This is a genomic window from Lactobacillus corticis (genome assembly GCF_018327645.1).
Classification (GTDB): domain Bacteria; phylum Bacillota; class Bacilli; order Lactobacillales; family Lactobacillaceae; genus Lactobacillus; species Lactobacillus corticis.
Genome location: NZ_BMAY01000005.1, coordinates 22,865 through 49,797, shown reverse-complemented (window position 1 = coordinate 49,797; position 26,933 = coordinate 22,865). Strand labels below are relative to the sequence as shown.

Annotated in this window: 24 protein-coding genes; 5 read left to right on the top strand and 19 right to left on the bottom strand. The window is 41.6% G+C overall.

Going from position 1 to position 26,933, the window contains the following annotated elements; translation table 11 throughout:
- Window positions 1-84: 84 nt before the first annotated feature.
- Entirely contained in the window at window positions 85-3,201 is a 3,117-nt protein-coding gene (locus KI210_RS04270) for a DNA polymerase III subunit alpha (protein WP_212780662.1), read from the bottom strand.
- Window positions 3,202-3,321: 120 nt separating this feature from the next.
- Between KI210_RS04270 and KI210_RS04265 the strand changes: the two genes are divergently transcribed.
- Window positions 3,322-3,528, top strand: a complete 207-nt coding sequence (locus tag KI210_RS04265) for a YjzD family protein (RefSeq protein ID WP_212780661.1) — start codon at window positions 3,322-3,324, stop codon at window positions 3,526-3,528.
- 71 nt (window positions 3,529-3,599) lie between these two features.
- Here KI210_RS04265 and KI210_RS04260 read toward each other — a convergent pair whose 3' ends face one another.
- From KI210_RS04260 to KI210_RS04180, 17 genes are all read right to left on the bottom strand, one after another.
- Window positions 3,600-5,156, bottom strand: coding sequence for a bifunctional metallophosphatase/5'-nucleotidase (locus tag KI210_RS04260; protein WP_212780660.1), 1,557 nt, complete (start codon window positions 5,154-5,156; stop codon window positions 3,600-3,602).
- Between the two features lie 74 nt (window positions 5,157-5,230).
- On the bottom strand, window positions 5,231-5,416 hold the full coding sequence (gene rpmF, locus KI210_RS04255; protein WP_212780659.1) for a 50S ribosomal protein L32: 186 nt from the start codon (window positions 5,414-5,416) through the stop codon (window positions 5,231-5,233).
- Between the two features lie 112 nt (window positions 5,417-5,528).
- Window positions 5,529-6,323: an SDR family NAD(P)-dependent oxidoreductase gene (locus KI210_RS04250; protein WP_212780658.1), complete on the bottom strand. Its 795-nt coding sequence runs from the start codon at window positions 6,321-6,323 to the stop codon at window positions 5,529-5,531.
- A 4-nt stretch (window positions 6,324-6,327) separates the two neighbouring features.
- Window positions 6,328-7,257 (bottom strand): ribonuclease Z, encoded by a 930-nt coding sequence (gene rnz, locus KI210_RS04245; protein WP_212780657.1) that lies wholly within the window; start codon window positions 7,255-7,257, stop codon window positions 6,328-6,330.
- 15 nt (window positions 7,258-7,272) lie between these two features.
- Entirely contained in the window at window positions 7,273-9,213 is a 1,941-nt protein-coding gene (locus tag KI210_RS04240) for an acyltransferase family protein (RefSeq protein WP_212780656.1), read from the bottom strand.
- A 19-nt stretch (window positions 9,214-9,232) separates the two neighbouring features.
- A complete protein-coding gene (gene obgE, locus KI210_RS04235) occupies window positions 9,233-10,543 on the bottom strand; it encodes a GTPase ObgE (protein WP_212780655.1) in 1,311 nt (436 codons plus the stop codon).
- 64 nt (window positions 10,544-10,607) lie between these two features.
- Window positions 10,608-12,410 carry an excinuclease ABC subunit UvrC gene (gene uvrC / locus KI210_RS04230; RefSeq protein WP_212780654.1) on the bottom strand — a complete coding sequence of 601 codons (1,803 nt, stop codon included), beginning with the start codon at window positions 12,408-12,410 and terminating at the stop codon, window positions 10,608-10,610.
- A gap of 27 nt (window positions 12,411-12,437) precedes the next feature.
- Complete coding sequence (gene yidA / locus KI210_RS04225; protein WP_212780653.1) at window positions 12,438-13,253, bottom strand: sugar-phosphatase; 816 nt, start codon at window positions 13,251-13,253, stop codon at window positions 12,438-12,440.
- The gene (gene coaBC, locus KI210_RS04220) at window positions 13,246-14,448 is read right to left on the bottom strand and encodes a bifunctional phosphopantothenoylcysteine decarboxylase/phosphopantothenate--cysteine ligase CoaBC (protein ID WP_212780652.1); all 1,203 of its coding nucleotides are present in this window, start codon (window positions 14,446-14,448) and stop codon (window positions 13,246-13,248) included. The genes yidA and coaBC overlap by 8 nt, the downstream gene beginning before the upstream one ends.
- 98 nt (window positions 14,449-14,546) lie before the next feature.
- Complete coding sequence (locus tag KI210_RS04215; RefSeq protein ID WP_212780765.1) at window positions 14,547-15,431, bottom strand: DMT family transporter; 885 nt, start codon at window positions 15,429-15,431, stop codon at window positions 14,547-14,549.
- Window positions 15,432-15,489: 58 nt separating this feature from the next.
- Window positions 15,490-16,989 (bottom strand): glutamate/gamma-aminobutyrate family transporter YjeM, encoded by a 1,500-nt coding sequence (gene yjeM / locus KI210_RS04210; RefSeq protein WP_212780651.1) that lies wholly within the window; start codon window positions 16,987-16,989, stop codon window positions 15,490-15,492.
- Window positions 16,990-17,122: 133 nt separating this feature from the next.
- Entirely contained in the window at window positions 17,123-17,605 is a 483-nt protein-coding gene (locus tag KI210_RS04205) for a nitroreductase family protein (RefSeq protein ID WP_212780650.1), read from the bottom strand.
- A 68-nt stretch (window positions 17,606-17,673) separates the two neighbouring features.
- Window positions 17,674-19,092, bottom strand: a complete 1,419-nt coding sequence (locus tag KI210_RS04200) for a PTS sugar transporter subunit IIC (RefSeq protein WP_212780649.1) — start codon at window positions 19,090-19,092, stop codon at window positions 17,674-17,676.
- A complete protein-coding gene (locus KI210_RS04195) occupies window positions 19,092-20,468 on the bottom strand; it encodes a glycoside hydrolase family 1 protein (RefSeq protein ID WP_212780648.1) in 1,377 nt (458 codons plus the stop codon). Before KI210_RS04195 ends, KI210_RS04200 begins: the two co-directional genes overlap by 1 nt.
- A gap of 157 nt (window positions 20,469-20,625) precedes the next feature.
- Window positions 20,626-21,132, bottom strand: a complete 507-nt coding sequence (locus KI210_RS04190; RefSeq protein WP_212780647.1) for a hypothetical protein — start codon at window positions 21,130-21,132, stop codon at window positions 20,626-20,628.
- A 65-nt stretch (window positions 21,133-21,197) separates the two neighbouring features.
- Window positions 21,198-21,572 (bottom strand): PTS lactose/cellobiose transporter subunit IIA, encoded by a 375-nt coding sequence (locus KI210_RS04185; protein WP_212780646.1) that lies wholly within the window; start codon window positions 21,570-21,572, stop codon window positions 21,198-21,200.
- 15 nt (window positions 21,573-21,587) lie between these two features.
- On the bottom strand, window positions 21,588-21,923 hold the full coding sequence (locus KI210_RS04180) for a PTS sugar transporter subunit IIB (RefSeq protein ID WP_212780645.1): 336 nt from the start codon (window positions 21,921-21,923) through the stop codon (window positions 21,588-21,590).
- Window positions 21,924-22,270: 347 nt separating this feature from the next.
- Between KI210_RS04180 and KI210_RS04175 the strand changes: the two genes are divergently transcribed.
- From KI210_RS04175 to KI210_RS04160, 4 genes are all read left to right on the top strand, one after another.
- A complete protein-coding gene (locus tag KI210_RS04175) occupies window positions 22,271-22,975 on the top strand; it encodes a GntR family transcriptional regulator (protein WP_212780644.1) in 705 nt (234 codons plus the stop codon).
- Window positions 22,976-23,084: 109 nt separating this feature from the next.
- Complete coding sequence (locus tag KI210_RS04170) at window positions 23,085-24,536, top strand: 6-phospho-beta-glucosidase (protein ID WP_212780643.1); 1,452 nt, start codon at window positions 23,085-23,087, stop codon at window positions 24,534-24,536.
- A 126-nt stretch (window positions 24,537-24,662) separates the two neighbouring features.
- Window positions 24,663-25,592: a nucleoside hydrolase gene (locus KI210_RS04165; protein ID WP_212780642.1), complete on the top strand. Its 930-nt coding sequence runs from the start codon at window positions 24,663-24,665 to the stop codon at window positions 25,590-25,592.
- A 14-nt stretch (window positions 25,593-25,606) separates the two neighbouring features.
- Window positions 25,607-25,744, top strand: coding sequence for an SPJ_0845 family protein (locus tag KI210_RS04160; RefSeq protein ID WP_212780641.1), 138 nt, complete (start codon window positions 25,607-25,609; stop codon window positions 25,742-25,744).
- Between the two features lie 45 nt (window positions 25,745-25,789).
- Here KI210_RS04160 and KI210_RS04155 read toward each other — a convergent pair whose 3' ends face one another.
- The gene (locus KI210_RS04155; RefSeq protein WP_246487317.1) at window positions 25,790-26,851 is read right to left on the bottom strand and encodes a C39 family peptidase; all 1,062 of its coding nucleotides are present in this window, start codon (window positions 26,849-26,851) and stop codon (window positions 25,790-25,792) included.
- Window positions 26,852-26,933: the final 82 nt, after the last annotated feature.

Here is a 26,933-nt window from a genome sequence, read left to right as displayed (position 1 = left end):
CTAAAATTGCTTTTATTTCGCGATTTTATTGATGTTAGCACTTACATCTATTAAGGGGCTTGCTTTTATTGATCAGGCAAAAATCTAACTCGTTATTTTGACAGCTCGTAAATTTGTCAACAAATATTGCTTTTTGCTAGGATCATACCGATCTGCTTGGACTCTGAGACCAAGCAAATAGATTTGACCTTCTTTTAAATTGCCATGCACCTTTTCATAGACGCCAGGGAAGATCACCACTTCTTGCTTGTTCTGAGAATCAGCAAATGTTGAAAAAGCCATGGTTGTACCTTTTTTCGTTCTCACTGGCTTAAGACCCATTAATTTACCAACCGCAACCCCCTTGTCGCCAATTTTAAATTCAGCTAAGCGCTTAGCGTTATAAATTTTGGCATATTTTTGAACGGCCACTAATGGCGTGGTAGTCGTTGAAAAGCCCAAAACCCGCTCTTCCATTTCTGCTTTTGCGGCTGAATCTGGCATCGGTGCCTCTGTCATCTGTGGCCCGCCTAAACTTTCTGATAAAGATAAATTTTGACCAGTTAGTTTTACATTTTCGATAATATCTTCACAGCTGCTAAGAAGCATATTGCGATTAGGTTCCATTTGGTCAAAACAGCCAGCCATAATCAAGGACTTAATAGCATCTGTTTGCAAGAATTTAGGATCTAGCTGTCGTAAAAAATCGGTGAAAGATTTAAACGGACGTTTCTTGTTAACTATTTCGTTAATCATATCAATCCGCAAGCCCTTGATCGCTCTTAAGCCTGTGATAATCTGGCCATTTACCAATGTAAAGGATACGTCCGCATGATTAATATCGGGTGGCAAAATCCTAATTTCGGCATTTTGCGCTTCAATGACATAGTTTTGCATTTTAGTCCGATTTCCAATATTGCTATTCAGCATTGAGGTATAAAATGCTGCTGGAAAATGGACCTTCAAGTAAGCCAACCAGAACGCCAACTTAGTGTAAGCCACAGCATGAGAACGATTGAAGCCATAGTTAGCAAATTGCTCAATATAGCTATATACTCGTTCGCCAACTTGCTGTTCATGTCCTTGAGCTACCACGCCTTGAATGAACTTAGCTTTTTGGGCTGCCAAAACGTCGCTTTTTTTCTTCGACATTGCTCGACGTAAAATATCCGCCTCACCCAATGAAAAACCTGCAAGAACCTGGGCGGTTTGCATGACTTGTTCTTGGTAAACCAAAATCCCGTAAGTTGGCTTTAGAATTTTTTCAAGGCTCGGATCAGGATAAGTAATCGGCTTTTTACCGTGTTTACGAGCAATAAATTCATCTATATTACCCATGGGACCTGGACGGTATAAAGCATTGACGGCAACCAAGTCCTCAAAATTGTCGGGGTGCAGCCGTTTTAGAACATTTTTGATGCCTGCTGATTCAAACTGAAAAATTGCATCCGTCCTACCTTCTTGAAAAAGCTTTAAGGTCGCAGGGTCGTTGAGCGGAATTGCTTCTGGTAAATTTTGTTCTTTTGGCAAATTGCACAAAGCTAAAGTCTGACCTAAAATCGTCAAATTTCTAAGACCTAAAAAGTCAATTTTTAATAGTCCCAGACTTTCAACATAGGCCTTAGTTTGCTGAGTTACGGGAATTCCTAGCGTCCCCGCCTGCATCCCTGAGATCCCTGCAATTGACTGATCGCTAATTACCAAACCAGCTGCGTGAATTGAAGTGTGGCGGGGAATGCCCTCTAAATGAACAGCCGTAGCAAAAAGCAATTGATCCTCTGGGCTGGTTGCAACTAAGGTCTGTAGTTCGCGGGAATTTTGGTAAGCTTCTTTCAAGCTAATCTTGGTTTTAGAAAATGGAAGGCTTTTGGTCCACTTTTCAGTCTGTTTAAGAGACATCCCAAACACGCGCCCTACGTCTCTTAAAGCTTGTTTCGCCGCCAGGGTCCCAAACGTTAAAATTTGGGCAGCGTGATCCATTCCATATTTATCAAACATGTATTTAATAACTTCATCACGTCGGTTATCCGGGGTATCAAGGTCAATATCTGGCATTTCATGGCGAGCTGGATTTAAAAAACGCTCAAACAACAAATTATATTCAAGCGGGTCAATATCTGTAATACTCAAGGCATAACTTACTAATGAGCCACACGCAGACCCCCGCCCAGGACCGGTGGTAATACCGACTTGATGACAATAATTAATCACATCCCAGACAATCAAAAAATAGTCGTTAAACCCCATCTCGTTAATGACGTTTAATTCATAAGCTAAACGATCTTGATATTGTTTTGCAGGTTTCACAAGGCGTTTACGCTTTAAGCCATTTTCAGCTAGCTGTTTGAGGTATTCTTGGCTAGATAGACCTGAATTTTGATGGTACTTGGGCAAAACCGGTTTTTGAAAAACAACTTCAGCATGACATTGCTGGGCAATTTCACCGGTATTAGCTAAAGCTTGACTTAAACCCATTTCACGGTAACGCGAAACTAATTCGGTGCTATTTTTCAAATCATGCGAGCCAGGAATTTTCGCTAAATCTATCAGATCATGCAGCTTTTCACCTTTTTTGATGGCTAACAAAGTCTTGCGTAGAAAATGATCCTTGGAATTTAGATATTGGACGTCTTCTACGGCTACCAAAGGGATATTAAATTGTTTAGCTTTACTTTTGACAAAATTGATGTAATTATTTTGGTCTGAATTAGCATAAACACCCAAATACAAGGAATCCGGCAATACTAATTTCTGTAGTTTGCGCACGAAATTACCGGCTAATTCATCATTTTCTATAAACAAAGTTCTTAATTCGCTCTGAGTGTTGGCCGGAACTATCACAAAAAGGTCTTTTAAATAGCGTTGCAAGTCTTCAAGCGTCACGACTTTATGATTTTCGCCGTTTTCCGTCAAAAGGTTGATTTTACTCGACATCCGCAAAATATTGCGATATCCTTCGTTGGTTTTGGCTAAGACCAGCAAATCATATTTTCGCGTACTATCTACTAAACCATTAAGTCTTACCTGCATGCCCAATAATGGCTTAATCCCAATTTTTTGGGCTTGTTCATAAAAATTGACCAAACCATAAGTTACATTGATATCAGCCAATGCCACCGCTTGATAACCACGTTCTTTGGCAGCCGAAAGCAAATCGCCAATTTTTATGGGACTTTCCAGCAGAGTAAACGAACTAATGTTTTGTAAAGCTGCAATCTCCATTTTCCAAACTCCTTTCTTATTTTAAGTATAGCAAAAACTAAAGCACGTACCATAATACCAGAAAGATTGAAATCAACAGGGATTTTATGCTAAAATTTTCTTGTGAAAGAAGGAATAGCTATGGGTCGTACAATCGTTACAATCTTCTGGAGTATTCTTTATTCAATGATCATCAGCTTTATCGCTGGTCCTTTGACTAAAAACTCCGGCAATATGACCGAAGCTGTGATCTTTGGTGTAGTCTTTGGGATTTTGTTCAGTCTGATTATTCCGACAATTACCGCCCATTCCCACAAAGATGACAGTAAGTTCAGCAGTTTAAAGTAATTAAGCAAGTTAGATTTTGAGATAAGCAGAAAAAATACGTTTGGAGATTTTCCAAACGTATTTTTTTACTTTTAGTAGAATTTATAATTTGGCTTAGGATCGACCTTTTCACTGCTTTGGGTTAGATATTCAGTAAACATTTGGACGTAATCTTTATCCAAGGCCAAATCGATTTTATCTAGACTATATTCAGGATAGAAACCTCCACCATTAGCACGGTAATTATTTACTGCAAGTTCATAATTCTTGTCGTCTTCTAATGGTTTTCCATGCAAGGTTAAGTTCTTTACTCGCTGTCCCACAGGTTGACTGAGATCAACCTCATAGTGTACGGGATAGAACACATCAAAGTGGTATAACTCAGGCTTTGGCTTAATCCAGCGATCAAGGAATTTGATGGTTCCCTCGGGAGTCTTTTCTAAAAAGCTAGCACTGTGTTCAATCACATGCTTTAGCTGCTTGCCCGTAAATTTAACTCGTACCAGCTGATTGGCATATGGGTAATTTAAAATGACGTCTCGCAAAGTAACGGTTTTACCAAAGCCCTTGGCTTTTTCACTCATAACCGCCGTTGCCGACACATCAGCATGCGTAAACCAAAGCTGCATTTGCTGCAACAAGTTAATAAATGGCGCTCCATGAATCCGACCGGTCATTGCATCCTTGATAGGAGCTGGTTCTGATAATTCCGCAATCGGTTGATCAAGCCAATTTTGGGTTCCTTGATCAAGTTGCTTTACCAATTCTACAATCGCAGGATCTGGTTCAAAGGCTTTGGTATCAACTAATTCCGTTTCAATCTTGCTAATCTTTTTGCTTTGCTCGTCAATATCTAAAATGACCTTGCCAACCGCTTCACCGCGGTAACCTGGTTGAATTAAGGCAGTTTGGTCAACCACTTCATTCAAACGGCGGTGTTGGTGTCCAGTTAAAAAGACGTCGACTTCGGGAATTTCTTTTAAAATATGATACCCTTCATTTTCCCCACGATCTGGTTCAGTTGCTTGGCCCGTTTGGGGATCATTTTCAAAGCCGCCGTGATATAAAACAGCTAGCACATCAACTTGCGGTTTTAATAGTGCAGCATAATGCTTAATTGTCGTGAGAGCTGACTTAAATTCGAGTCCCGCAATATGGTCGGCTTGCTCCCAATGAGGAATATACTGGGTAGTGATTCCCAAAATTCCAACCTTGATGCCAGCTTTTTCAATAATTTTAAAAGGAATTCCAAAAGCTGGGCGATCTGTACCGGCAGCAAGGATATTATCATTAATAATTGGCGCGTCATTATGATTTACATACCAATTCAAATAATCTAAACCAAAATTAAAGTCGTGGTTTCCCAGGCAGCGGGCATCATAACCAATTGCATTATAGGCGGCAGTAAACTGAGCCAAACCGCGGTAATCAGGCAAGGTGCGCGCATAAGATGCCAAAGGCGACCCCTGCAGACAGTCACCAGCGTCAGTGACTAAGACATGGTCTCGGCCATATTTAGCTATCTCGGACTTGATAGTGCTGCTAACGCGTGCTAGTCCAAAGGGTGCATGGTAATCATTTCTATCTTGATAATCGGTAGGCATTAAAAAGCCATGCGTATCACTGGAATGTAAAAATACTAATTTCATTCTTTCCTCTCAATTAGCCTTTCCTTTTGGAATTTTTGCATAAAAAAAGACACCAGAAGCGAGGTGTCTTTTAATTAGTCGTTGTTGCTAGCTTTGTTAACAACTTGACGACCCTTGTAGTAACCTTTTGGTGAAACGCGGTGGCTTAAACGGTATTCGCCAGTAGTAGCATCATAGTGCATTGCTGGAACAGATAACTTAATATGACCGCGACGTGAACGCTTCTTTTGCTTTGAAGTATGTCTTGCAGGAACTGCCATTAATTTGATCTCCTTTATTGTAGTCTAAGTTTCAAATCGTTAGAACTATGCCGACTTGAATTACTCACGTGATTTAATGATACTATCCTAAGCACTAGAAATCAAGTAAAGTTTATTTTCTTGACGCAACTTTTAATGAAATATAGTCGCCTAAGCTTGGGAATAAATTATATAGTTTAGCGGCTGCAGCTAAGCTTAATGGCAAGTTCAATTCGCGTTTATCAGTTCCGAAGAAATGAACCACTTGCCAAGCCACATCATCTGGATCAAGCATAAAGGCCGAAACATTTTCAGCATAATGACCGGTTTTATCTGCAATATTAAAGAAGTTGGTATAAACCGGTCCAGGGTTTACCGTCATCACCTTTACGTTGAATGGCTTTAATTCTAAACGCAAGACATTTGAAAACTGGATAACAGCAGCTTTAGAAGCGCTGTAGGCAGCTGATTTGGTGGTAGGTACTTTTCCTGCGATTGAGCCAAAATTAATAATTTGACCGTGCTTTTGATCAATCATTAACCTTCCGACTAAACGCGTAAAGTACATCAATCCTAAAACATTAACCTGGAACATGCTGGTGACATCAGCCATGTCGCTCTCAAAGAAATTATCAAACTTGCCAAATCCGGCAGCATTTACCAGCACGTCTACGTGGTCAATTAAACTTACTAGCTTTTTGAAACTAGCTTCAATTTCATCTGACTTGCCCATATCGGTCGGCAGTACGAAGACTTCGCTGCCTGACAATTCTCTAGCTTCAGCAGCTATTTCTTCTAAACGCTCCTTACGCCGAGCCATCAGAACCACTGTGGCTCCTCGTCCAGCACTTTCCAAGGCAATAGACCGCCCAATACCACTGGAAGCACCAGTGATTACAACTACCTTATTCCTTAATGTATCAACCATTGCTCTAGCCTTTCATTGGAATCTGTATTTTTGCAAAATCATTTGCCAAAATTGTGTTCGGGAAAATCTCCTGGGCATCCCGCTCTAGTTTTTTAGCATCAACACCTAAATAACGAGCCGAAATATGGTCCAAACACAGCTGTTTTACGCCATTATCACGTGCCACTTGAGCTGCTTCAATACATGTCGAATGGTAATAGGACCGAGCCATGCGATTCTCACCCTTGCCAAAAGTTGACTCATGAACCAACAAATCAGCATCTTTAGCCAATTCCGCAATGTTTGGCGTTTTGCGAGTATCGTAGATAAAAGTTACGATTCGGCCCGGTTTATCAGGTCCAAGGAAATCCCTTCCATCTAAAATTGTACCATCTGCTAGCTCAATCTTTTCACCGTTTTTCAATTTTCCTAATAAAGGACCGTTTGGTACATGATAAGCAGCCAGTTTGTCCATTAATAGTTCTCCAGACTTGGGTGCTTCAATTACCCGATATCCAAAACTAGGTATCCGGTGATCCAGAGGTTTAGCAATTACGCGATAACCGCGATCATTTAATATCTCTCCCCCATCAACCAATTCAACGAATTTGATGGGATAAGATATCCTGGTCCGGGAAATGCGCAAGGCGGTTTTAACAAATTGTTCCAACCCCGCAGGGCCATATATGGTGATAGGGCCTACGTCTCCTTGAAATGACCGTGTCGATAATAAGCCAGGCAAGCCAAAAATATGATCACCATGGTTATGTGAAATAAAGATTTTGGTGACTTTGCGCAAACGAATATTGGTTCGTAAAATTTGATGCTGCGTTGCCTCACCACAATCAAACAGCCAAATTTCATTCAACTCATCTAAAAGCTTTAAAGCCGCTGATGACACATTTCGCTGTTTTGATGGCTGGCCAGCTCCAGTTCCAAGAAATTGTACTTCCAAACTAAACAATCCTATCTAAAATTTTGCGTATTTGACAATTTGTTTGACAATATATGCACTGTAATATTTTGCACCTTCAACATTGGGGTGGGTATGATCATCATATAACCAGGTAGGATGGGCTTGAGCTAGGCCATACCAATCAATTACCCGAAAATTATGATATTTTTTCTGCGCTTGCTGCAATAGATCATTAACTTGCCCTTGCCATGAACGGCTTGGCACATACACGTTTATCCAAAAAACTTCACGTTTAGGCGTTGCCTGGTGCATAATATGATCTATTTCGTCCATATCGAATGGGCCGTTAGTACCTAAGCCAATCAAAAGATTATCAGCCAAGGCGCCCTTATTTTGATAGCTATCAAGCAGCCCCTCTGCTGTGTTTGCTTGTCGAGATACGGCTGCATCCACAATACTGTTAGGCATTAATTTTTGCAAATCATCGCTTGAACTTGCCATGACTGAATCGCCTATTGCCAGCACTTGAACCTTTTGAGCCTTTTGGAGTTCAGCCTGACTTATGCCATATTTTTCAAATGACTGATTAACCTTATGTTTAAATTTGGCCTTCTTACTGGTTCTTTTGGCTTTTTTAGTTGTAGTGCTTGAGCTTTGAGCTCGTTTCTTTTGTTCAGATTTGCGAATTTTTTTGATAGCCTTCTGATTGCCTTCAGTCTGCGTCTTGCTATTTTGGGCAATTCTTTTGGCTAGCGCAGACTTACTATAATCCTCAGCTTTCACCATTGGTGAAATCCCTACTGCTGCTACGCCCAGAATCATCACCAAGGCCAAGCTAACTCCTGTAGCGTTCTTTACATAATTTTTGTTATGAAAATTAAGCGATTCAGTCCAAAAAGCTTTTACCTTTTCCCAACTGAAATGTTTGAAGCGGAGTTCAATTTGCCGATAAGTAAATTCTGCCAAAAATAGAATTATAGCTAGTTCGATTAAGCGGTAAAGCAAAACATGATCAGCTAAATTGGTAACCTTGTCTTCAAAGAAAATCATGACTGGGAACTGATATAGATAGATGGCATAGCTGCGCGAACCAATCCAGTCAAAAATAGGATTAGTCAGCAAGCGATTCCAGTCGCTTCCCGGATGGGCAATAATCCCAACTAGGATAGCTGTAAAAAGGCTGAATAAAAGCATCCCGCCCTGGTATGGAAACGCGGTCTGAGGATTCATTGAGCCATCAAAGAAGAGCCAAATCATGCCTAAAAAAGCCACTAATCCGGTAATATCGAGGATTAAACTATCTCGTAGCTCAATGTCGGAGCGCAATTTTTCCATCGGCCAAATAATCGCTAAACTCGCTCCCATGCCTAGACTAAAGAACCTGGTATCCGTTCCATAATAAATTCGATTGATATCAGCTCCGGTAGCATACAGCACAGCCATTTCAATGGCGGAAACCGCAGTTAGGGCCATAATTGTCCAAAACAGCGGCTTCTTTTTACCTTTAAAAAGTGCAAATAAGAGAATAATGATTAGGGGCCAAAATAAATAAAATTGCCCGTCAATCGACATCGTCCATAAGTGGGTAAAAGGAGATTCATTGCTTGCGAATCTTTCAAAATAGCTCTGTCCATTAGCAATCTGCCAAAAATTATAAACGTTTAGCAGATTGGTCACTACGACTTGCCATAATTTAGCCAAAAGATTGCGCTGAAATAGCAAAATATAAGCCGAGGACGCCCACAAAACAGTGATAATCTGCGGGTATAAGCGTTTAATCCGCTTCCGGTAAAAGGAACCTAGCGGATAGGTCCCCGTAGCATCGAGCGACTTAACTACCTGATCAGTTACTAAGTAACCAGTCAAAACGAAAAAGATCGGCACGCCCAGATAGCCACCAACGTAGACGTTAGGATCAAAGTGGTACAGAATAACCCCAATTACGGCCAACGCCCGCAAGCCTGAATAACCTGTAATAAAACGACTGCGTTTCATTTTTCTCCCCTATTAATGTTTATTGCAAAAATTCAAAGGCAAAGTCTCCAATATACACGTCATCACCATCGACTGCCCCTTTAGCGCGCAAAGCATCATCCACACCAAGATTTTTCAGTTTGCGTGCTAAGAGCATAATGCCGTCTTGATGATCTAAATTCGTTCTTTGAACCAAGCGTTCAAGTTGTTCTCCCTTTATCTCGAACTCATGGTCACCAATTCGCTCAACCGTAAACTCATTCTTAGGCTGTGCCTTAAAGCGGTATTCCTTAACAGTCTCCTGGCTTTCCTGATGAGCAGCTTGGACCGCTTCTTCCGCTTCAGCTTTTTCAACTAGATCCATTGCATCATTTAAAAGCGGAGTAAGGCCCTGATGGGCAATACTTGAGATGGCATAAATTGTTCGGTCATAGCCGTGACTCTTTAGCTCCTCTTTAAACTTAGCCAATTTATCTTGGCTGCCCGGCAAATCCATTTGAGTGGCTACGATCAATTCCTTTTTATTGGTTAAATCAACCGTGTACTCACTGAGCTCATGGCGAATCGTCTCGTAGTCTTCATAAGGATCACGTTCGTTGCTTGGGTCCATTGACACCAAATGCAAAATCACTTTCGTACGCTCAATATGCCGCAAGAACTGCATCCCCAGTCCAACGCCCTGAGCTGCGCCGGCAATTAATCCCGGCAAATCTGCCATTGAAAAGTCGCGCCCATCCGGAAGAATAACCATTCCCAGATTAGGTTTTAACGTGGTGAATTCGTAAGCAGCAATCTTTGGCTTAGCCTTCGTGGTCACTGACAGCAAGGTTGACTTACCAACCGAAGGGAAACCAACTAGACCCACATCGGCCAGCATCTTAAGTTCTAAGCGGAGTACTCGGTCTTCTCCTGGTTCGCCATTTTCAGCAATTTCCGGGGCCGTGTTAACAGAAGTCGCAAAATGGATATTTCCTCTGCCACCTCTTCCGCCTTTGGCTACTACCAGCTCTTGGCCATTTTTTACTAGATCGCCAATTAATTCATTAGTATTAAAGTCGTAAACAACCGTGCCCACAGGAACTTTTAAGCGTAAGTCTTTGGCAGCCTTGCCATACTGCGACTTAATTCGCCCATTTTCACCGTTATCAGCCTTAAATTTACGCCGATAACGAAAATCCATCAATGTGCGCAAGCCATTATCGGCTACAAAGATGATACTGCCGCCACGACCGCCATCGCCACCAGCAGGACCGCCATTAGGCACATATTTTTCATGGCGGAAAGCGACCATGCCATCCCCGCCTTTGCCGGCTTGGACCTCAATTTTAGTTTGGTCTACAAATGTTGGCATCTGTAGCTGCTCCTTTCATTTTTTAAACAAGAATAACTGATTAATTATATCATATAAACTGCTGTTATAAACTAAGTTTAACCGCCTGGGCTTGGGTTATTGTCAATCCGGCTGCTTGTAATTCTTCAACTGAAGCTTCTTTTATCTTTTTAAGCGAACCAAACTTTCGCAACAACTTAGTTCGACTCTTGGGTCCAATGCCCTTTATACTATCCAATTTGCTGGATAAAGCGTTTTTGGCGTGAGTTTTCCGGTGAAAAGTAATTGCAAAGCGGTGCACTTCGTCCTGGATCCGCGTCATAAGATAAAATCCTTCTGACTTTGGATCCATCGGAATCAGTTTAAAGCTCTCACCCCTGGTCGGATCGCCTTTTAATAAGTGGTTGGTCCGGTGATGATCGTCTTTGACCATCCCAGCAACGGGAATCATCAGATTCAATTCATTGCGCAGCACATCTTCGGCAGCTTCCATTTGGATCTGACCACCATCCATCAAAATGAGATCAGGCATTTTTTTATGTTCCTTAAGCAGTCGGCTGTAACGTCTTCTGACCACCTCACGCGTATTGCGCAATTCATCAGCCATATTTTGATGCTCAACTTCTCCTCGTAATTTATATTTACGATAGGCATTTTTATCTGGCTCGCCATCTTTGAAAACCACCAGCGCTGAAACAGGGTCAGCTCCTTGAATGTGAGAGTGGTCAAAACTTTCAATGATATGTCCATAAGGCAAACCCAGCGCATCAAAAATTTCCTTTTGGGCTCCTTTGGTTTTACGATTGCCTAATTCTAACAACCGGAACTTGTCATCAAGTTTCAATTTAGCATTATCCTTGGCCATTCCTAGCAGATCTTTCTTTTGTCCGCGCTTAGGCGTACGCACGCTCACGTGCAAGATTTCGCTCAAGGCATCATTATCTAGCCCCTCCGGAACCAGCACCTCTTTAGGCAAAACGCGGTTGCGTTGACCGTAAAACTGGACAATAAAGGTCTGGAAGGCATCCTCGGGATCTTTTTCGTCAGTTAAAGCAAACATTCTGGTTTCCCTGCGCAATAATTTAGCCTGACGCAAAAAGAAAATCTGGACTGACATCCAGGACTTATCAACATAAAAATTAAAAATATCTCTTTGCGTATGGTCGTTAGAGATGATTTTTTGCTTTTCAACCGTTTCTTCGATGTAATGCAATTGGTCGCGAATTTCGGCTGCTCGTTCAAATTCCAAATTTTCGGCAGCTTTTTCCATTTGCTGGGTTAAGTCAGACTTCACGCTGGCAATATCGCCATTTAAAAAGCGTTTAATTTTTTGGATCTGACGATCATACTCTGCTTTCGGAACCTCTTTGAAGCAGGCGCCCAAGCATTGCCCCATATGGTAGTACAGGCACGGTCTTTTTTGGAAGCCGTTGCAACGCCGCAAAGGGAAAACTTTTTGGATAAACTTTAAGGTTGCTTGTGCAGCATAAACATTGGGATAGGGACCAAAATAGTAACCGCCGTCCTTGCGCACAATACTAGTCAATTTAGTCTGAGGATCTCGCTCATTCGTGATTTCAATGTATGGATAACCCGTTCCCTGCTTAAGCTGAACGTTGTAGTAAGGTTGATATTTCTTGATCAGGGTAATTTCGAGCAAAAAGGCTTCTTTATCAGTGGAGACCGTAATTATGTCAAAGTCTCTGATTTCCTCTACTAACTCCGCTCTTCTGCCATATTGCCGACTTTTAAAGTAGGACCTAACCCGGTTTTTCAGATTTTTTGATTTTCCAACATAAATTACCGAACCATTGACGTCCTTCATCAAATAGCAACCAGGCTGCTCTGGCAGTAACTTTAGTTTATTTTCTATTAAAGTGTTGGCCACTTGTTCGCTTCATCTCCATACATATTATTAATTATGTAAAGTTAGTATCTTATCAATCGCCACGGCTACACCGTCATGCTCATTATCGGTTGTAATCCAATTAGCTGCTTGTTTAGTGACCGGAACAGCATTGCCCATTGCGACGCCAAAACCGGCGTACTCGATCATTGCTCGGTCGTTAGCTTCGTCGCCAATTGCCATGACTTGATCGGCAGCTAAATTCAAATATTCTGCTAAATGCTTGAGACCGCTCCCCTTATCAACGCCAGCACTCGTGGCTTCATAATAAAACGGCTCCGTTTTTGAGAAAACTGCTCGCCCTTTCATTTGGTCAAATAAGGGACTATGGATTTGCGCATCTAAATAATCCGGATCATCAACATACATGCATTTGATAATCGGAATGGCTCTCATCTCATCAACGGTTCGATATGCAATATTTAGTTTCACAACCGTTGAGTTATAGACAGTCCATTTTCCGATGTCGCGATTGGCTGTATAAATTCGATCTAATCCTACCGCATGAAAGTGTAGCTGCAATTTGCGACTAATAGCTTCAAGATCAATATATTCTTGGTAATCTAGGCCTTTTTTGAAAATCACTTTTCCTGCTGTAGTTTCAACAACCGCACCATTGTAGCTAACCACATATTGATCATTTTGATCTGCTAAACCTAATTCTTGCAAATATTGCCTAGCACCAGCCAAAGGGCGACCGGTACAAATAACAATTTTACATCCTTGCTCCTGGGCCCGTAAAATAGCTTGCTTGACCTTGGGCGTAATGATCTTTTGATTATTAACCAAGGTTCCATCAATATCAATTGCAATTAATTTAATCATGCCGCTTCTCCAGCTCTCTAGCCACTAAGGCGATTATTTTCTGGGCAATCTCTGATTTGCTTAAGCGTGGCCACCGATCTTGTCCCTGTCGGCTGATGACGGTAACTTGATCTTGGTCTGAACCAAACACATCCTTGGAAACATCATTAGCAATAATGTAGTCTGCTCCCTTTTTTTGGAGTTTTACTTGGGCATTCTTCAGCAAATCATTGGTTTCTGCAGCAAAGCCAATCACTAATTGGTCGCTTCGTTTATCAGCTGCTGTAGTTGCTAAAATATCCGGGGTACGGACCAGTTTTAAGTTTAGTTCTGTTTGTCCAAGTTGCTTTTTAAGCTTATGATCAGCCACTTTAGCACTTTGCCAATCAGCTACGGCTGCCGCCATAATCAGGCAATTGCTTTTTCTAAAAGCTTCCTTGACGCTTGATGCCATTTGTTCAGCTTGGGATGCATGGATTAGCTTAATCTTCCGATTGTCCGGTAAATCACAGGTTACGTGGCCATAAATTAAGGTCACATCGGCCCCAGCTTCAGCAGCAGCTTGCGCTATGGCAATACCCATTTTGCCACTGGAACGGTTGCCAATAAAGCGAACTGGATCAATCGGTTCTAAAGTTCCGCCAGCAGTGACTACGATTTTTTCACCGCGTAAGGACTGTTGGCTACGTAAATGTTGTTCAACCCAATCTAAAATCACGGCTGGTTCAGGCATTCGTCCTTTGGCAGCATATCCTTCAGCCAAAAAACCAGTTGCAGGTTCAAGAATTTTTACGCCATTTTCACGTAAAAAAAGCAGATTCCGTTTGTTAGCCGAATTGGCCCACATTTGGTCATTCATAGCTGGAACCACCAATTTTGGACAACTGCTGGCTAAAATTGTCGTAGAAGCAGCGTCATCTGCCAAACCCAGGGCCATTTTTGCTATAAAATTAGCCGTTGCTGGAACTACCAGGGCGAGTTGACTCCAACGAGCCAATTCCACATGCGCAATCCGCGCCTCATTATCTTTTGCCCACAGGTTGGTCAAAACCGGATATTTGGTCAAAGCGGCGAGGGTTTGCGAACCAATAAAATGCTGTGCGTTTTCCGTCATAACACATCTAACTTCATGGCCCGCTTTTTCCAAGCCCCGAACGACCTCGACTGCCTTATAGCACGCTATGCCACCAGTAAAATAAACCGCTATTCTTGTCATCAGCCTTCTCCGTTTCATTATTTACTAACAGTCCAATTATAACCTTAGTATAACAAAGAAAAACTCCAAAGCCTTAGGCTTTGAAGTTAAAAAATTATTTAACGTTGCAGACTCGCTCTGCGCCGTCCCCACTGCAGCAAGTAGATTGCTATTAAGACAATGACTATCCCAGCCATTTCAGCAAAATTGATTTTCAATTTGAAAAAGATAACACTCAAAATTGTGGTCAAAATTGGCTGAATCGCATCCATAATACTGATAACATCACTCGGTGCATGATCGGCAGCAGCTAAGAGCAATAAAAATGGAATAATTGTGCCAAATAAACACACTGTCAAAACCGAAGCAACTAACACTGGCGTTAATTTTGGCGTTCCTACCCAAAATGGTTGAAAACAGTTGAAGAAGAGTGAGGCAATTGCAGTTCCCCAACCAAGAACGATAATTGAGGGATTGTCCCGGTTTGCCCTTTGAGGCAAAACTACATAAAAGGCAGCCGTTAAACCAGATCCGATCCCCCACAGCAAAGAATCAACCGGGATCGCCAAATGGCTAAAATCGCCTTTCGTAGTGACAAGAACGACACCGATTAAAGCACAGACAAAAGCTAGTACGTCTGAACGCAGAGGCCGATAATGTTTAAAAAGAATTCCACCAGCCATGATAAACAGCGGAGCTAAATATTGCAAAATCGTTGCCGTCGAAGCATTCCCCTCTTGAATGGAATAGTAAAAACTCGTCAAGTTTAAGGCTAGACCCAAAATGGCATAACTGATGATTGACAAGCAACTAGCCTTATTTTTAAACACATCAAAAATTCGTCCGCGGTACTTGCAGGCTGCAAAAATTAAAAGTGCAGCGCCAACAATAAAAGTACGAATTGAAAACATCCAAGGACCAGGGATTGATAAGTTTTGCGAAATCAGCTGCAAAGTCGTACCAGAAATTCCCCAACTTAATGAAGCAATCGCACTGAGCAACATCCCTTTTACAACTTGGTTCTTTTTATTCAAAATTTGATTCCTTTTCTAGCCAATTAAGCTATTGTGGTTTACTTAAATCCAGCTTATTTTCGGCAATAGTGTAGTAAATGTAAGCAACTATTCCGAAGAATACAGGACCAAAGGCCGTCCAAAAGGCGGTCATATAGTCTCCGGATAAAATTGGTTCAACAACCGTAAAAATAATTCCTGCTGCGACAATGAGCCAAACGCCAATCGTAATTGGCCAAACCAGCTTAGGATTCTTATAGAAGACAAATGGTCGTTCTAAATCCTTTTTAGCCTTAAAGAATGGAAAGGCGCCAATTAGGAATAAGTATGGGCAAGCAGATGAAACATTCATCATGTCCATTAAAATTGTGTAAAAGCCCGAAGCCGTCGTACCACCAAAACCAATTAACAAAATAATGCAGCTGACAAAGGCCACTTCGCACCACATGGCAATAGAAGGCATATCGTGACTATTTAATTTAGTTAATCTTTTCGGCAAGATTCGCGGATCACAGCCTTCAATAAAGGACTTGATTGGTGAATAGACCATCACGAAAGCTGCGCCAAGGCCACCAAAAACATCACTTAAAGCAGTGATTCTTGAAAATACTCTTCCCAAGGTAGCACATGCGCTTGCTGATAAGCCCAAATGTTGCCCAACGACAATCCCCATATTATTTACCAAAGTAAATTCGACGTTGGCCAAGTCGACATTATTTTTGCCCAAAACCTTGTTCCAGTCAGCACTAATGCCACAAGCAAAAATTGCAAAGACATATAAAACGGTCATGATAATCATGGCGGTAATCAGTGCCCGCGGGAAAGTCTTTTCCGGCTTATGAACGTGGTCAATCACCCCAGCCATCGTTTCCAAGCCGCCAAAGGCAAACAAAGCATAAACGATAAATGAAAGGATAGAGATTGGTGATTGAAAGTTATGATTAGGCGAGTGGGTTAATTGGTAGCCATTTAGTGCTTGCGCAGTGTGCCCGCCCTGCATAATCCAAATCAAAATACTTACAACGATAAAAGCGATCGCAATCCCCATCGTAAAGAAGCCAGCTACCGAGGTAATTTTGGCAATTTTACCAAAACCATGAGTAGCAATAAAACAAACTACCACTAAGAAGACGATCTCCAGGATCCCTAAGGTGGCATTGCTGCTTAAACCGAATAAACTCCAAGTTTGAGTAGTGTCTTTACCGTAAATCAGCGTTGAAAGTGCCACTAAGAAAAATTGGGTCGAACTAACTAGCCAAATAACCCAAGCAGCTAACCAGATAAAAGTTCCGATAAAGGCCGGCTTTTCTCCAATTGACCCTCTTAGCCAGGAGAAAATCCCACCTTTAGCGCTCTTAAAACTGGCCCCGTATTCAGCAAACATTAAAGCTGAAGGAAGGAAGTAAAAAATTGCAACAAATGCATACCAGATAATACTTGAATAACCCATCTGGTAAAAAGCCGTTAAGGAGTTGCTGTAGCCAAAAATTGATGAAAAGATCATCAACACTAGCCCCATCAATCCGATCTTTTTTGAATTTTTATCCATAAAAACCTCTCTTTATTTATACACATAGTGACTATTGTAACTCAACTTAGGGGGATCTGATTAACGGATTTGACAAAACGTAAAAAAGAATGCCCTTTCTTGGACATTCTTTTCATTTATTTAACTAGAAAACCTATTTAATTATCAATTTATAGCGACTACTGCGATCTTCATCAGAGCCAGATTCTGCGGGATGACCGATTGCGGCCATGGCAGCAACCTTAAAGCCAGGATCAAAGCCTAAATCTTTAACTAGTTCAGTTTGGCTGGCCAATTTCATCGCTCCGCCCATAATATAGACGCCGCCCAGCCCCAATCGAGCTGCTTCAACCAAGATGTTCTCTACAGCCACCGAACTGTTGCGCGGGCCAAAGGCTTCATCATTTGCACCAATGATAAAGATTGCTTTGGCACCATAACAACTATTATCAGTGGCCGCTTCAACCTTTTCTAGCCAATCAGGACTGGTAACCAAAACTGCTTGTTGCTTGTCGGTTTGGTGCATGCCGCAGGGACTTGCTTGAAAAGCCGCAATCAATGCATCCAAATCAGCTTGGCTAATTTCTTCGTCAGTAAACTTTCTAATCGCGCGACGCTTAAGAATTGGATCTTCCATATGTCTGCCTCCTAGTTTGTATACTCTCTAGCTATATTATAAGACAAATGAAGAACATTAATTAGTATTTACTTTTTTGCTTGCAGATTAGCTTGTTCTTGAGCCAGCAGCATCTTATCGTACTTTCTGGCGAATGGCCAATAAATCAACGTTGAAATAAGCAAGGTACATGCTTGCCAAATTGCCATCTTCCATCCACCGATCAAGAAACCAGAAATGATCGCTGGCGTGGTCCAAGGTGCCGCAACCCCATTCAAAGGAGGGACAATTCCTGTTTTAATGACGAAATAAGTAGAAATCGCAACCACCATTGGCGTTAGGAAAAATGGAATAGCGAGCATCGGGTTCATGACGATTGGCAGCCCAAATAGGAAAGGTTCATTAATATTAAAGATTCCAGGTACCAATTCCAATTTACCAATCGATTTCAATTGCGCTGATTTAGCTGCTACCAGCGTAAAAATAATTAAACCAATCGTAATTCCTGAACCGGTCAGGTTAATGAAGTTGTTGTAAAATTCGTTGGTAATAACATGGGCACCGTTGCCGATCGTTAACTTGCCGGCTTTGTATAATACCCCATTATCAAAAGTATTAGCTTGCAGCATCGGACCAGCTAAAGAACCAACAATCAAACCACCGTGAACCCCAAAGAACCAGAAGAATGGTACCAAAAAGCCAATGACAATTGCACCGCCAAGCGAATCAGAAACGCCTTGCAATGGTGTTTGAACAGCATTGTAGATCCAAGTTAGGAAATCACTATTAGTAAATACCTTGAACCCAGCATAGATAAACATTGTGCCAATTAAAATCACACCAGATGGAATCATCGCCGTAAACTGGTTAGCAACAGCTGCTGGGACTTGTTTTGGCAACTTAATTGTCCAACCAGCCTTCATGATTTTGCAATAAATCCAGCCCACTAATAACCCTACGATAATCGCAGCGATCATTCCGTCGCCACCCATCCAGGACATATTAATCACCCCGGTTACAGGCGACTTGACATAGCTTTGCAAAGCTTGCGGGAGCTTATTGATGGCAGCACTCACTGCTTTTGCAGACATCGCATCAGTTCCGCTTGCCATTGCCGTCTTAATTGGGCTAGTAACGGATAAGTTTTGCAGCATCAAGAAGGCTGCAGCTGCCGTTAGACCTGGTGCTAAAGGCTCATAGCCCTCATTTTTAGCATAAACATAGGCAATTCCGATTGTTCCCCATAAGGCCATTAGGGAGAAAGTGGTTTGGTAAGCTTGGTTAAAGAAAGCACCCCAACCAGAGTTAGTAATTGCTGTGGCGACGGCCGGGATCGGAATATTAGCCAAAATCAAAAAGATCGAACCAATGATGATAAACGGCAAGGCGTAAACCATCCCATTTTGTAAGGCAACGATTGCTTTAGTGTTAACAAATTTCATGACAGGCGGCATGATCTTCGAATTGATCCAGTTGCTAAAAGTCGCTTGTTTATTTTTTTCAGCCATTATAATTCATCTCCATTATCTGCTAAAACTTTTTGGAACCAATAAAAGGATTTCTTAGGAACTCTAGCTAGGTCCTTAAGGTCGTGATTTGACCGATTAACGTAAACTGCACCATAACGCTTTTCAACATCCCCTTGAGAACTAGGAATATCTATTAACCCCCAGCCTAGATATCCCAGTACTTCAGCGCCATCAAGAAAAACCGCGTCCTTTAAGGCCTTGATATGCTCCCGGTGGTAGGCAATCCGTTCATCATCTTCAATCATGTGCTTGCCATCCCAGCTTTCATGCAGGCCAATGCCATTTTCGATAGGAAATACTGGCAACTGGTAGCGATTGTAGATTTCTGAAATTGCCTTTCTGAACCCTAAGGGATCAATGCTCCAACCCCAGTCATTAGTTTTTAAATACGGATTTTTGACGCTGCCGTAGTTGAGGTAGCGGTTGGGCGCGGTGCCGGCGGGAATTTGGCTGGCAGCCAAAACCTGTGAAGAATAATATGAAAAAGCTAAAAAGTCAGCCCGAACTTGCTTAAGTTCGGCTTGCTCTTTAGAAGTCATATCAAGCGTTATTTGCTGCCGTTTCATGAATTCTTTTACTGGGCTTGGATAACCCTTGCCAGTAACCAAGTCATAAACTGCATAGTCCAAGAATTCCATCAGTTCTGAGGTTTTAAAAGCATTCTGTGGGCTTGCGGTCTCAGGATACGCTTGCACGTAAGCAAGCATTCCACCTATCTTTAAGTCTGGGTAATTTTGATGTAAATAATTTGCAATCTGGGCATGTGCCAGAACAGTATGGTGGAAAATACGATACATCGCCTTTAAGCTGTGATCTGGCAAATCATATCCAGCTATCTTGAAGACTTCGTCTTGAAAGTATAAATTATGTTCATTAAACACAATCCAGTATTTTACTTGCTCATGGAAACGATCAATCATGGCTTTTCCAAAGCGAACAAAACTATCAACTACATGACGATCCCAAAAGCCATGATATTTTTGGGCCAAGGCTAACGGCATATCAAAATGATACAGACAAACCATGGGCTCAATGCCGCGAGCTTTCATGGCCGCAAATAATCTTTCATAATATGCAATTCCGGCTTCATTGAATTCCCCATCGCCATCTGGGCAAACCCGTGACCAAGAAATTTGAATCCGATACATATTCATATGCATAGCCTGCAATAAATCAAGATCTTCTTCATATCGATGATATTCATCAATTGCCGTGTGCCAGTCACTAGTATGGGGACCGGATGAACGAATATCATAAACAGAAAGACCTTTTCCATCTTCATTCCAGGCCCCTTCAGTTTGCATACTTGAAACTGAGTTGCCCCAGAAGAAGGTTTTTGGTAACGATCTCTTCATGTTTCCCTCCTGTAAACGCTTTCTTTTAAATGCAAGTAAAGTATATGCTTATCATATATTGGTGTAAAGACCACATGTAACGTAAATCTAAATTTATCAGAACATACGAAAAAGCAGCAACCAAAGTTGCTGCTTTTCTAGTTTTTTTCTTTTTCAACTATTGCTTCTGATAAAGTTGGATTAAGCGTGTATAACGATCCTCACCGCGATTAATTTTTTGTAACCGGTACTCGCATAAGATGCAAATTGCGATCCCTAAAAGCAAGATTCCGGCAAGAATAGTGATTGTGGGCGTTTTTTTGGCAAATTCAAAGATGGTTAGCCGCATTGGCGTAAACAGCACCAACAATAGCACCACATTTAAAACCGCCTGAATCCATAAGCCGATGCGATTTATTGGCATGTCTGCTTGATGGTTTTGCAGCTTGCTGATATGTTCAATCATCATTGCTGCTTCAACTAGCAACATGCAGCCAGCAATGATGGCACTTAAGTTATTGCTGTCGCCGATCGCCATAAAAAACCAAAGCAAATTCGTGAAAAATAAGCCAGTTACTAAATATCTGACTAAGGTGTAGCGGCTAAAATAAAGGTGGCTCACGCTATATTCTTTTTTGGCAGCCTCATTTTCACGTTTGGCGCGCTCTACGTCACTTTTTTTCATTTTAAAATTCCTTTCGCTGTCAATAAACAAGAAAAGCCTTCGCAAATGCGAAGGCTAAAACTTGTCTACTCACCTTTTTCCAATGTCCCTGATTGGTAAAGCTTTTCGTACAAATCAACCATTTCTCCGGCTAAATCTCTAAAGGTGATCGCATTCATCAAGTGGTCCTGTGAGTGAACAACTAAGAGCGTCACGTGCATATGGTCACCCTGTGCTTCTTTAGTCAGCATTTGAGTTTGAGAGTTGTGGGCTTCCAGCAAGCTCTTGCCACTCTGATCCAACTTTTCACGAGCACCAGCAATATCACCCTTTTTTGCTAATCGGATAGCCTCAAAAGCCAAGCTCTTTGCATTTCCGCCGTTGGCAATTAAGCCCATGGCTGCCATTAAAGCTTCTTGTTCCTTGTCTTCTTGAGTAGCTGCTTCGTTTTTTTCTGCCATTACAACCACCTCAGACTAGCCATTGATTAAGCTTTCAGCTTGCGCCAAAACCTTCTTGCCATCCATCATGCCGTATGCTTGCATATTAATGACGTCAAGTGGTACATCCTTGCCACCCTTGCCTGCGCCCTTAACTTTGTTTTCAAAGTCTGATTTCATGTAGCCCACTTGAGGCCCAAGCAAAACTACATCAATATCTTCATTGTCAAGATGTTGTTGTGCTTCAGAAGCTGGGCAAGCAAAAATCTTAGCATCAATGCCTTGTTCCTTAGCTGCTTCTTGCATCTTAGTTACCAATAAACTTGTGCTCATACCTGCTGCACAATTCAACATAATAGTTTGTTCTGCCATGATGTTTTCCTCCTAGAACTGTTTTAAATTTTTTCTTTCGTATCTCGCTTACAAGCAAAATTATAAAGCGCTTTCAGTTGCTTGTAAACCTATTTTTTTACAAGGGCCTTGCGCAAATCGCTTTTTTTGTGACTTAAAAGCCGATCTGATGGGCTTTTGCGACATGTCAACTTTTTTTGAAGTTTACATGCTCACCCCCCTTATTTATTCTTAAATACCAGTTTTTATTCAAAAATGGCCTTTTTTGTATTTTTAGGTGTTAACGCTTTCATTTTTACATACGAGTATGTACAATAAGTTTGATAAGTGCATGTCAATTTAAACTTGAACATAAAGGGGGATTTTTCATGAGCCGGTATCAAGAAATTGCCAGTGATATTGAAAAAGATATTATTGAGAAAAAATACACGGATCGATTGCCCGAGCAAACAGAGCTCGCAACCAAATATCAAACCAGTCGGGTAACGATCGTCCACGCAATGAAGCTTTTACAGAACAAGAATTTAATTAAAACGATTAAGGGACATGGTACCTTTGTTATTTCCAAATCCATTCCCCGAGTCTTTTTAAATTCCGGGGTCAGTGAAAATGACGGCTTTACGGCCCATGTCCAAGGCGGGGCCAAAGTGCAAAGCAATATCATTGCCTTTAATACTAGAAAACCCAGCAAAGAAGAATGTAAAGCTTTCGGAATTGGACCTCAAGATGAAGTTTACGATATAATTCGACAGCGAATCTTAGATAACCAGCCGGCTAAATTGGAATACACCATTATGCCGATTAAGCTTATTCCTGGTATTACGCCAGAAATTTTACATAAATCAATTTATGCTTATATCAAAGAAGTGTTAGGTTTTGAAATTGGTGCAGATGACCGCGTAATTTCCGCAGATCGAGCTGATGCTTACGATATAAAATATTTAGACTGTAAAAAAGACGACCCAGTCTTATGCGTTCAACAAAAAGCATATCTGGGAGATGGTCGACCATTTGAGTTATCGGAGGCCAGAAACCGCTTTGACCGTGGTTCCCTCACCTTCAACCATAAATAACGTTGCCGAACCTAGATGTTTAGAAATTAGCCTTGCTTTAAGATAAGTTTTGTGTTTACATATTATTGTAAACGATTACATTTACTTGTTTGAAAGTGAGGCTTATTTCATGTATTCAGCAAAAATGCCAAAAGGTTTCTTATGGGGCGGTGCCGTTGCAGCCCACCAACTTGAAGGAGCTTGGAATGTAGATGGAAAAGGAATGTCTGTAGCAGACGTCATGACGGTCGGCTCTGCCGAAAGACCACGCGAAATTACTGATGGCGTCCTACCTGGCAAGAATTATCCTAACCATGAGGCAATTGACTTTTACCACCGCTATAAGGAAGATATCAAACTTATGGCGGAAATGGGTTTCAAAGCTTTCAGAACTTCAATTGCTTGGACCAGAATCTTCCCCAAAGGTAATGAGAGCGAGCCAAACGAAGCCGGCTTAAAGTTTTACGACGACTTGTTTGATGAATGCTTGAAATATGGAATTGAACCAGTTGTCACCCTATCTCACTTTGAAATTCCTTTCCATTTGGTTAAAGAATACGGCGGTTTTACCAACCGAAAGTTGATTGACTACTTCTTGCGTTTTGCCGTTGTTTGCTTTAAACGTTATCAAAATAAAGTCAAGTACTGGATGACCTTTAATGAAATTGATAACCAAAGTGCCTTTAACAACGACTTCCTAATGGCCACCAACTCTGGGATTTTGTTTAAGGATGGCATGACTGACAGCGATAAAGAAGCTGCCATGTATCAAGCAGCTCATTACGAATTAGTAGCTTCAGCTTTAGCAGTCAAAGAGGGTCATAAGATTAATCCTAACTTCCAAATCGGATGTATGATTAACTATTCCCCAGTCCGTCCTTTGACTCCAAGCTCAGACGATGTACTTTTAGCTGATAAGTTTGAACAACGCCGCGATTGGTTCAGCGACGTTCACGTTTTTGGCGAATATCCAAAAGAAGTTGAGGCTTACATTGAGCGCAAAGGCTATCGTCCAGACATCACTGACGAAGATCGGGTAGTCCTCAAAGAAGGTACAGTTGATTATGTTGGCTTTAGCTACTACCAATCAACGACGGTTTCCAGCGAAAATGTAAAGCCTGATGAACTTTCAGATTTAGCTAAGGCAGTTGCCGTCAACCCTACTTTGGAACGTAGCGATTGGGGTTGGGAAATTGACCCAGCTGGCTTACGTCTAGCGCTTAACCACTTAACTGACCGCTACCACTTGCCATTGTTCATTGTTGAAAACGGTTTGGGAGCTTATGACAAGGTTGCAGCCGACGGCTCAGTTCATGACGATTACCGGATTGATTACCTTGAAAAACACATTTCTGAAATGGAAAAGGCCGTGGCAATCGATGGTGTCGACTTGATGGGCTACCTGCCATGGGGCTGCATCGACTTGGTAAGTGCCGGTACTGGTCAGATGGATAAACGTTATGGCTTTATTTACGTCAACAAAAACGATGCTGGTGAAGGCGACTTAAGTCGTTCTAAGAAGGACTCCTTCTACTGGTATCAAAAAGTTATCAAGTCAAATGGTGCAGACTTGAGTAAATAAAATATCTTAGCTTAACCAAATACAGTCTTTTGCTTAAGACTGTATTTTCTATGCATTAAAAAATTTGTAGCATCCCCATTTTGCCTGTTAAAATAGACTTATCTTATCAGTGAAAGGCAAAAAAGCATGAAAGAAATTTACTTTAACCATGACGGCAATATTGATGACCTAGTCTCATATTTGCTTTTATTGACGGCCCCCGATATCAAATTATTGGGTGTTGGCGCAATTGACGCCGATGGCTATCTTGACCCATCAGTGGAAGCATGTCGAAAGATGACCGATCGCTTTAATTTACGGGGGGATGCCTTAACAGTTGCCCGTTCAAACTCACGGGCAATCAATCAATTCCCTCATGAATGGCGGATGGCCACTTATTCTTTCAACTACCTGCCACTATTAAACGAAAGCGGCAAGATCGAAACCAAAGAAGCTGAGTTGCCGGCACACGAAGATATGATTGCCAAACTAAAAGCAGCTAAAGAAAAAGTAACTTTAGTCATGACTGGCCCTTTAACCGATTTGGCTAGAGCATTGGATGAAGATCCAACTATTGAAGAAAAAATAGCAAAATTGTATTGGATGGGCGGATCGCTGGACGGACATGGCAATGTAGCGATTGTCAACGCAGATGGAACCCAAGAATGGAATGCCTTTTGGGATCCCGAAGCGGTCAAGCGAGTTTTTGATTCCAAGCTTGATATCCAAATGGTGGGCTTAGAATCAACCGAAGAATTGCCACTCTCAGACGAACTACGCCAGCATTGGGCTAGTTTGCGGCGTTATCCGGCAATCGATCTGGTTGGCCAAGGTTATGCCCTAATTGTCTCGGTACCGATGGCTGAGCTCTATTTGTGGGATGTTTTAACTACTGTCAGTGCCCTCTATCCTGAAGTAGTAGAAACGCGCCAAGCTAAGGCCAAAGTCATCACTCATGGATTAGCTGCCGGACGAATCGTTGAAGATGAGAATGGCCGTGAAATCACCCTTGTCACTAAGGCCAACAAGGACCTCTTTTATCAAAAAGTTGACAGCCTTTTAAAAAGAGCTAAATAGCAAGGAGCTAAATTATGGGATTAACTTTTAAACGTCAAGATGATCTGGACAGCATGTTGGAGAAGTTTGCGGTAGTTCCAGATCCAAAAAAGAAAACTAAACAAAAGCCAACTAAGGAAACTGATCAAAAATCAGCCGAAAAGCATGACTAAGCAAAAAGACACATCAAAAAATGATGTGTCTTTTTTGCTACTCAATTAATAACTCAAGGCCCTGCGCGCATTCAAACGCCAGTGGTAATAAAATTGTGAACGACTCATTGACCGCTTGCTGCCAGTCCAAGGATCATTGAAATAAATGGTATTGCCATGATAGCCAGTTAAGGCAAGAGCATGATTGTAAAAACCATCCACCCAGCGTACCCAAACTACTACCAAATGGCCACGAATCAGTTTCTTCTCTAGCGAGCCTAATGAACAACCCGTCATCACATCTGCTGTTCCCAGATAATGCTTAACTGTGCTGCGCAAACCCAAGGGAGCTACCCAATAACCGGCAGGATACTCTTTATATGGAGAGCCAATAAATCCTTTATTTGGGTTGGAACTACGGGGCATTACCCGAGCAGCTTGCTCTTTAGTAATATGATGACCGGCAAAGTTGATCATCATGGTAGCTGCTGTAATCTCACAACCAGTAGGCATGTTGGGTCTTTGACTAATGTTTTTAGCGTAATTTTTTACTCCTGTTACCTTACCTGTGTGACTAATCCAATAATATCGTTTACTGGTACGAGTATTCTTAAATTGTTGATGGCCATAACGATTTAGGTACACATAGCTGGAAGCATGTGGCTTCTTTCTTAATCCGGTCATCACGTAGCCATATTTGTCAAATAGGTAATGATATTTTCCTACTTTATGCAAGCCTTTTAAGCGTTTGCCCTTTTTTAAATAATACCGCTTCTTCCCTGCTTTCCGCCAACCAGTTGGCAGCTTTTTCTGGTGTTTTGGTTTAGTTGGCTTAGGTTTGGCATGAGATGACTGTTTATTCTGCGAGCTGGTTTTTGACGAGGTACTCGAACTTTGTTGGCTCTGGCTACTGGAGCTAGTCGACGTGTTCGAACTACTGATTTTGCTTGAGCTGCTTGAGCTGCTTGAACTACTTGAACTACTTGAGCTGCTAGAAATTGAGCTGTTGATACTAGAGTTTTGACTAGTTGTACTTTGACTACTCTGGTCGCTTGCAGCAAAGGTCGGTCTAGCAAATAGGGCTAGAGCTGCTGCTGTACTCATAATTAATGTAATTTTTCGATTCACACTAAAATCCTCCCATGTAGACGATTATAGCTTAATTTGTTTTGACAGCTAGAAGTTTTTTAAATATTCCTAGTTTTTGGCG

Excerpts from the sequence above, each read along its gene's own strand:
- KI210_RS04270 (WP_212780662.1), bottom strand. The coding sequence starts at position 3,201 with ATGGAGATTGCAGCTTTACAAAACATTAGTTCGTTTACTCTGCTGGAA.
- KI210_RS04170 (WP_212780643.1), top strand. The coding sequence starts at position 23,085 with ATGTATTCAGCAAAAATGCCAAAAGGTTTCTTATGGGGCGGTGCCGTT.
- KI210_RS04190 (WP_212780647.1), bottom strand. The coding sequence starts at position 21,132 with ATGAAAAAAAGTGACGTAGAGCGCGCCAAACGTGAAAATGAGGCTGCC.
- KI210_RS04240 (WP_212780656.1), bottom strand. The coding sequence starts at position 9,213 with ATGAAACGCAGTCGTTTTATTACAGGTTATTCAGGCTTGCGGGCGTTG.
- coaBC (WP_212780652.1), bottom strand. The coding sequence starts at position 14,448 with ATGACAAGAATAGCGGTTTATTTTACTGGTGGCATAGCGTGCTATAAG.
- yjeM (WP_212780651.1), bottom strand. The coding sequence starts at position 16,989 with ATGGATAAAAATTCAAAAAAGATCGGATTGATGGGGCTAGTGTTGATG.
- KI210_RS04260 (WP_212780660.1), bottom strand. The coding sequence starts at position 5,156 with ATGAAATTAGTATTTTTACATTCCAGTGATACGCATGGCTTTTTAATG.
- rpmF (WP_212780659.1), bottom strand. The coding sequence starts at position 5,416 with ATGGCAGTTCCTGCAAGACATACTTCAAAGCAAAAGAAGCGTTCACGT.
- KI210_RS04215 (WP_212780765.1), bottom strand. The coding sequence starts at position 15,431 with ATGTTGCTCAGTGCGATTGCTTCATTAAGTTGGGGAATTTCTGGTACG.
- KI210_RS04180 (WP_212780645.1), bottom strand. The coding sequence starts at position 21,923 with ATGGCAGAACAAACTATTATGTTGAATTGTGCAGCAGGTATGAGCACA.
- KI210_RS04265 (WP_212780661.1), top strand. The coding sequence starts at position 3,322 with ATGGGTCGTACAATCGTTACAATCTTCTGGAGTATTCTTTATTCAATG.
- KI210_RS04250 (WP_212780658.1), bottom strand. The coding sequence starts at position 6,323 with ATGGTTGATACATTAAGGAATAAGGTAGTTGTAATCACTGGTGCTTCC.
- KI210_RS04160 (WP_212780641.1), top strand. The coding sequence starts at position 25,607 with ATGGGATTAACTTTTAAACGTCAAGATGATCTGGACAGCATGTTGGAG.
- KI210_RS04175 (WP_212780644.1), top strand. The coding sequence starts at position 22,271 with ATGAGCCGGTATCAAGAAATTGCCAGTGATATTGAAAAAGATATTATT.
- yidA (WP_212780653.1), bottom strand. The coding sequence starts at position 13,253 with ATGATTAAATTAATTGCAATTGATATTGATGGAACCTTGGTTAATAAT.
- KI210_RS04200 (WP_212780649.1), bottom strand. The coding sequence starts at position 19,092 with ATGGCTGAAAAAAATAAACAAGCGACTTTTAGCAACTGGATCAATTCG.
- KI210_RS04165 (WP_212780642.1), top strand. The coding sequence starts at position 24,663 with ATGAAAGAAATTTACTTTAACCATGACGGCAATATTGATGACCTAGTC.
- obgE (WP_212780655.1), bottom strand. The coding sequence starts at position 10,543 with ATGCCAACATTTGTAGACCAAACTAAAATTGAGGTCCAAGCCGGCAAA.
- KI210_RS04195 (WP_212780648.1), bottom strand. The coding sequence starts at position 20,468 with ATGAAGAGATCGTTACCAAAAACCTTCTTCTGGGGCAACTCAGTTTCA.
- KI210_RS04185 (WP_212780646.1), bottom strand. The coding sequence starts at position 21,572 with ATGGCAGAAAAAAACGAAGCAGCTACTCAAGAAGACAAGGAACAAGAA.
- KI210_RS04205 (WP_212780650.1), bottom strand. The coding sequence starts at position 17,605 with ATGGAAGATCCAATTCTTAAGCGTCGCGCGATTAGAAAGTTTACTGAC.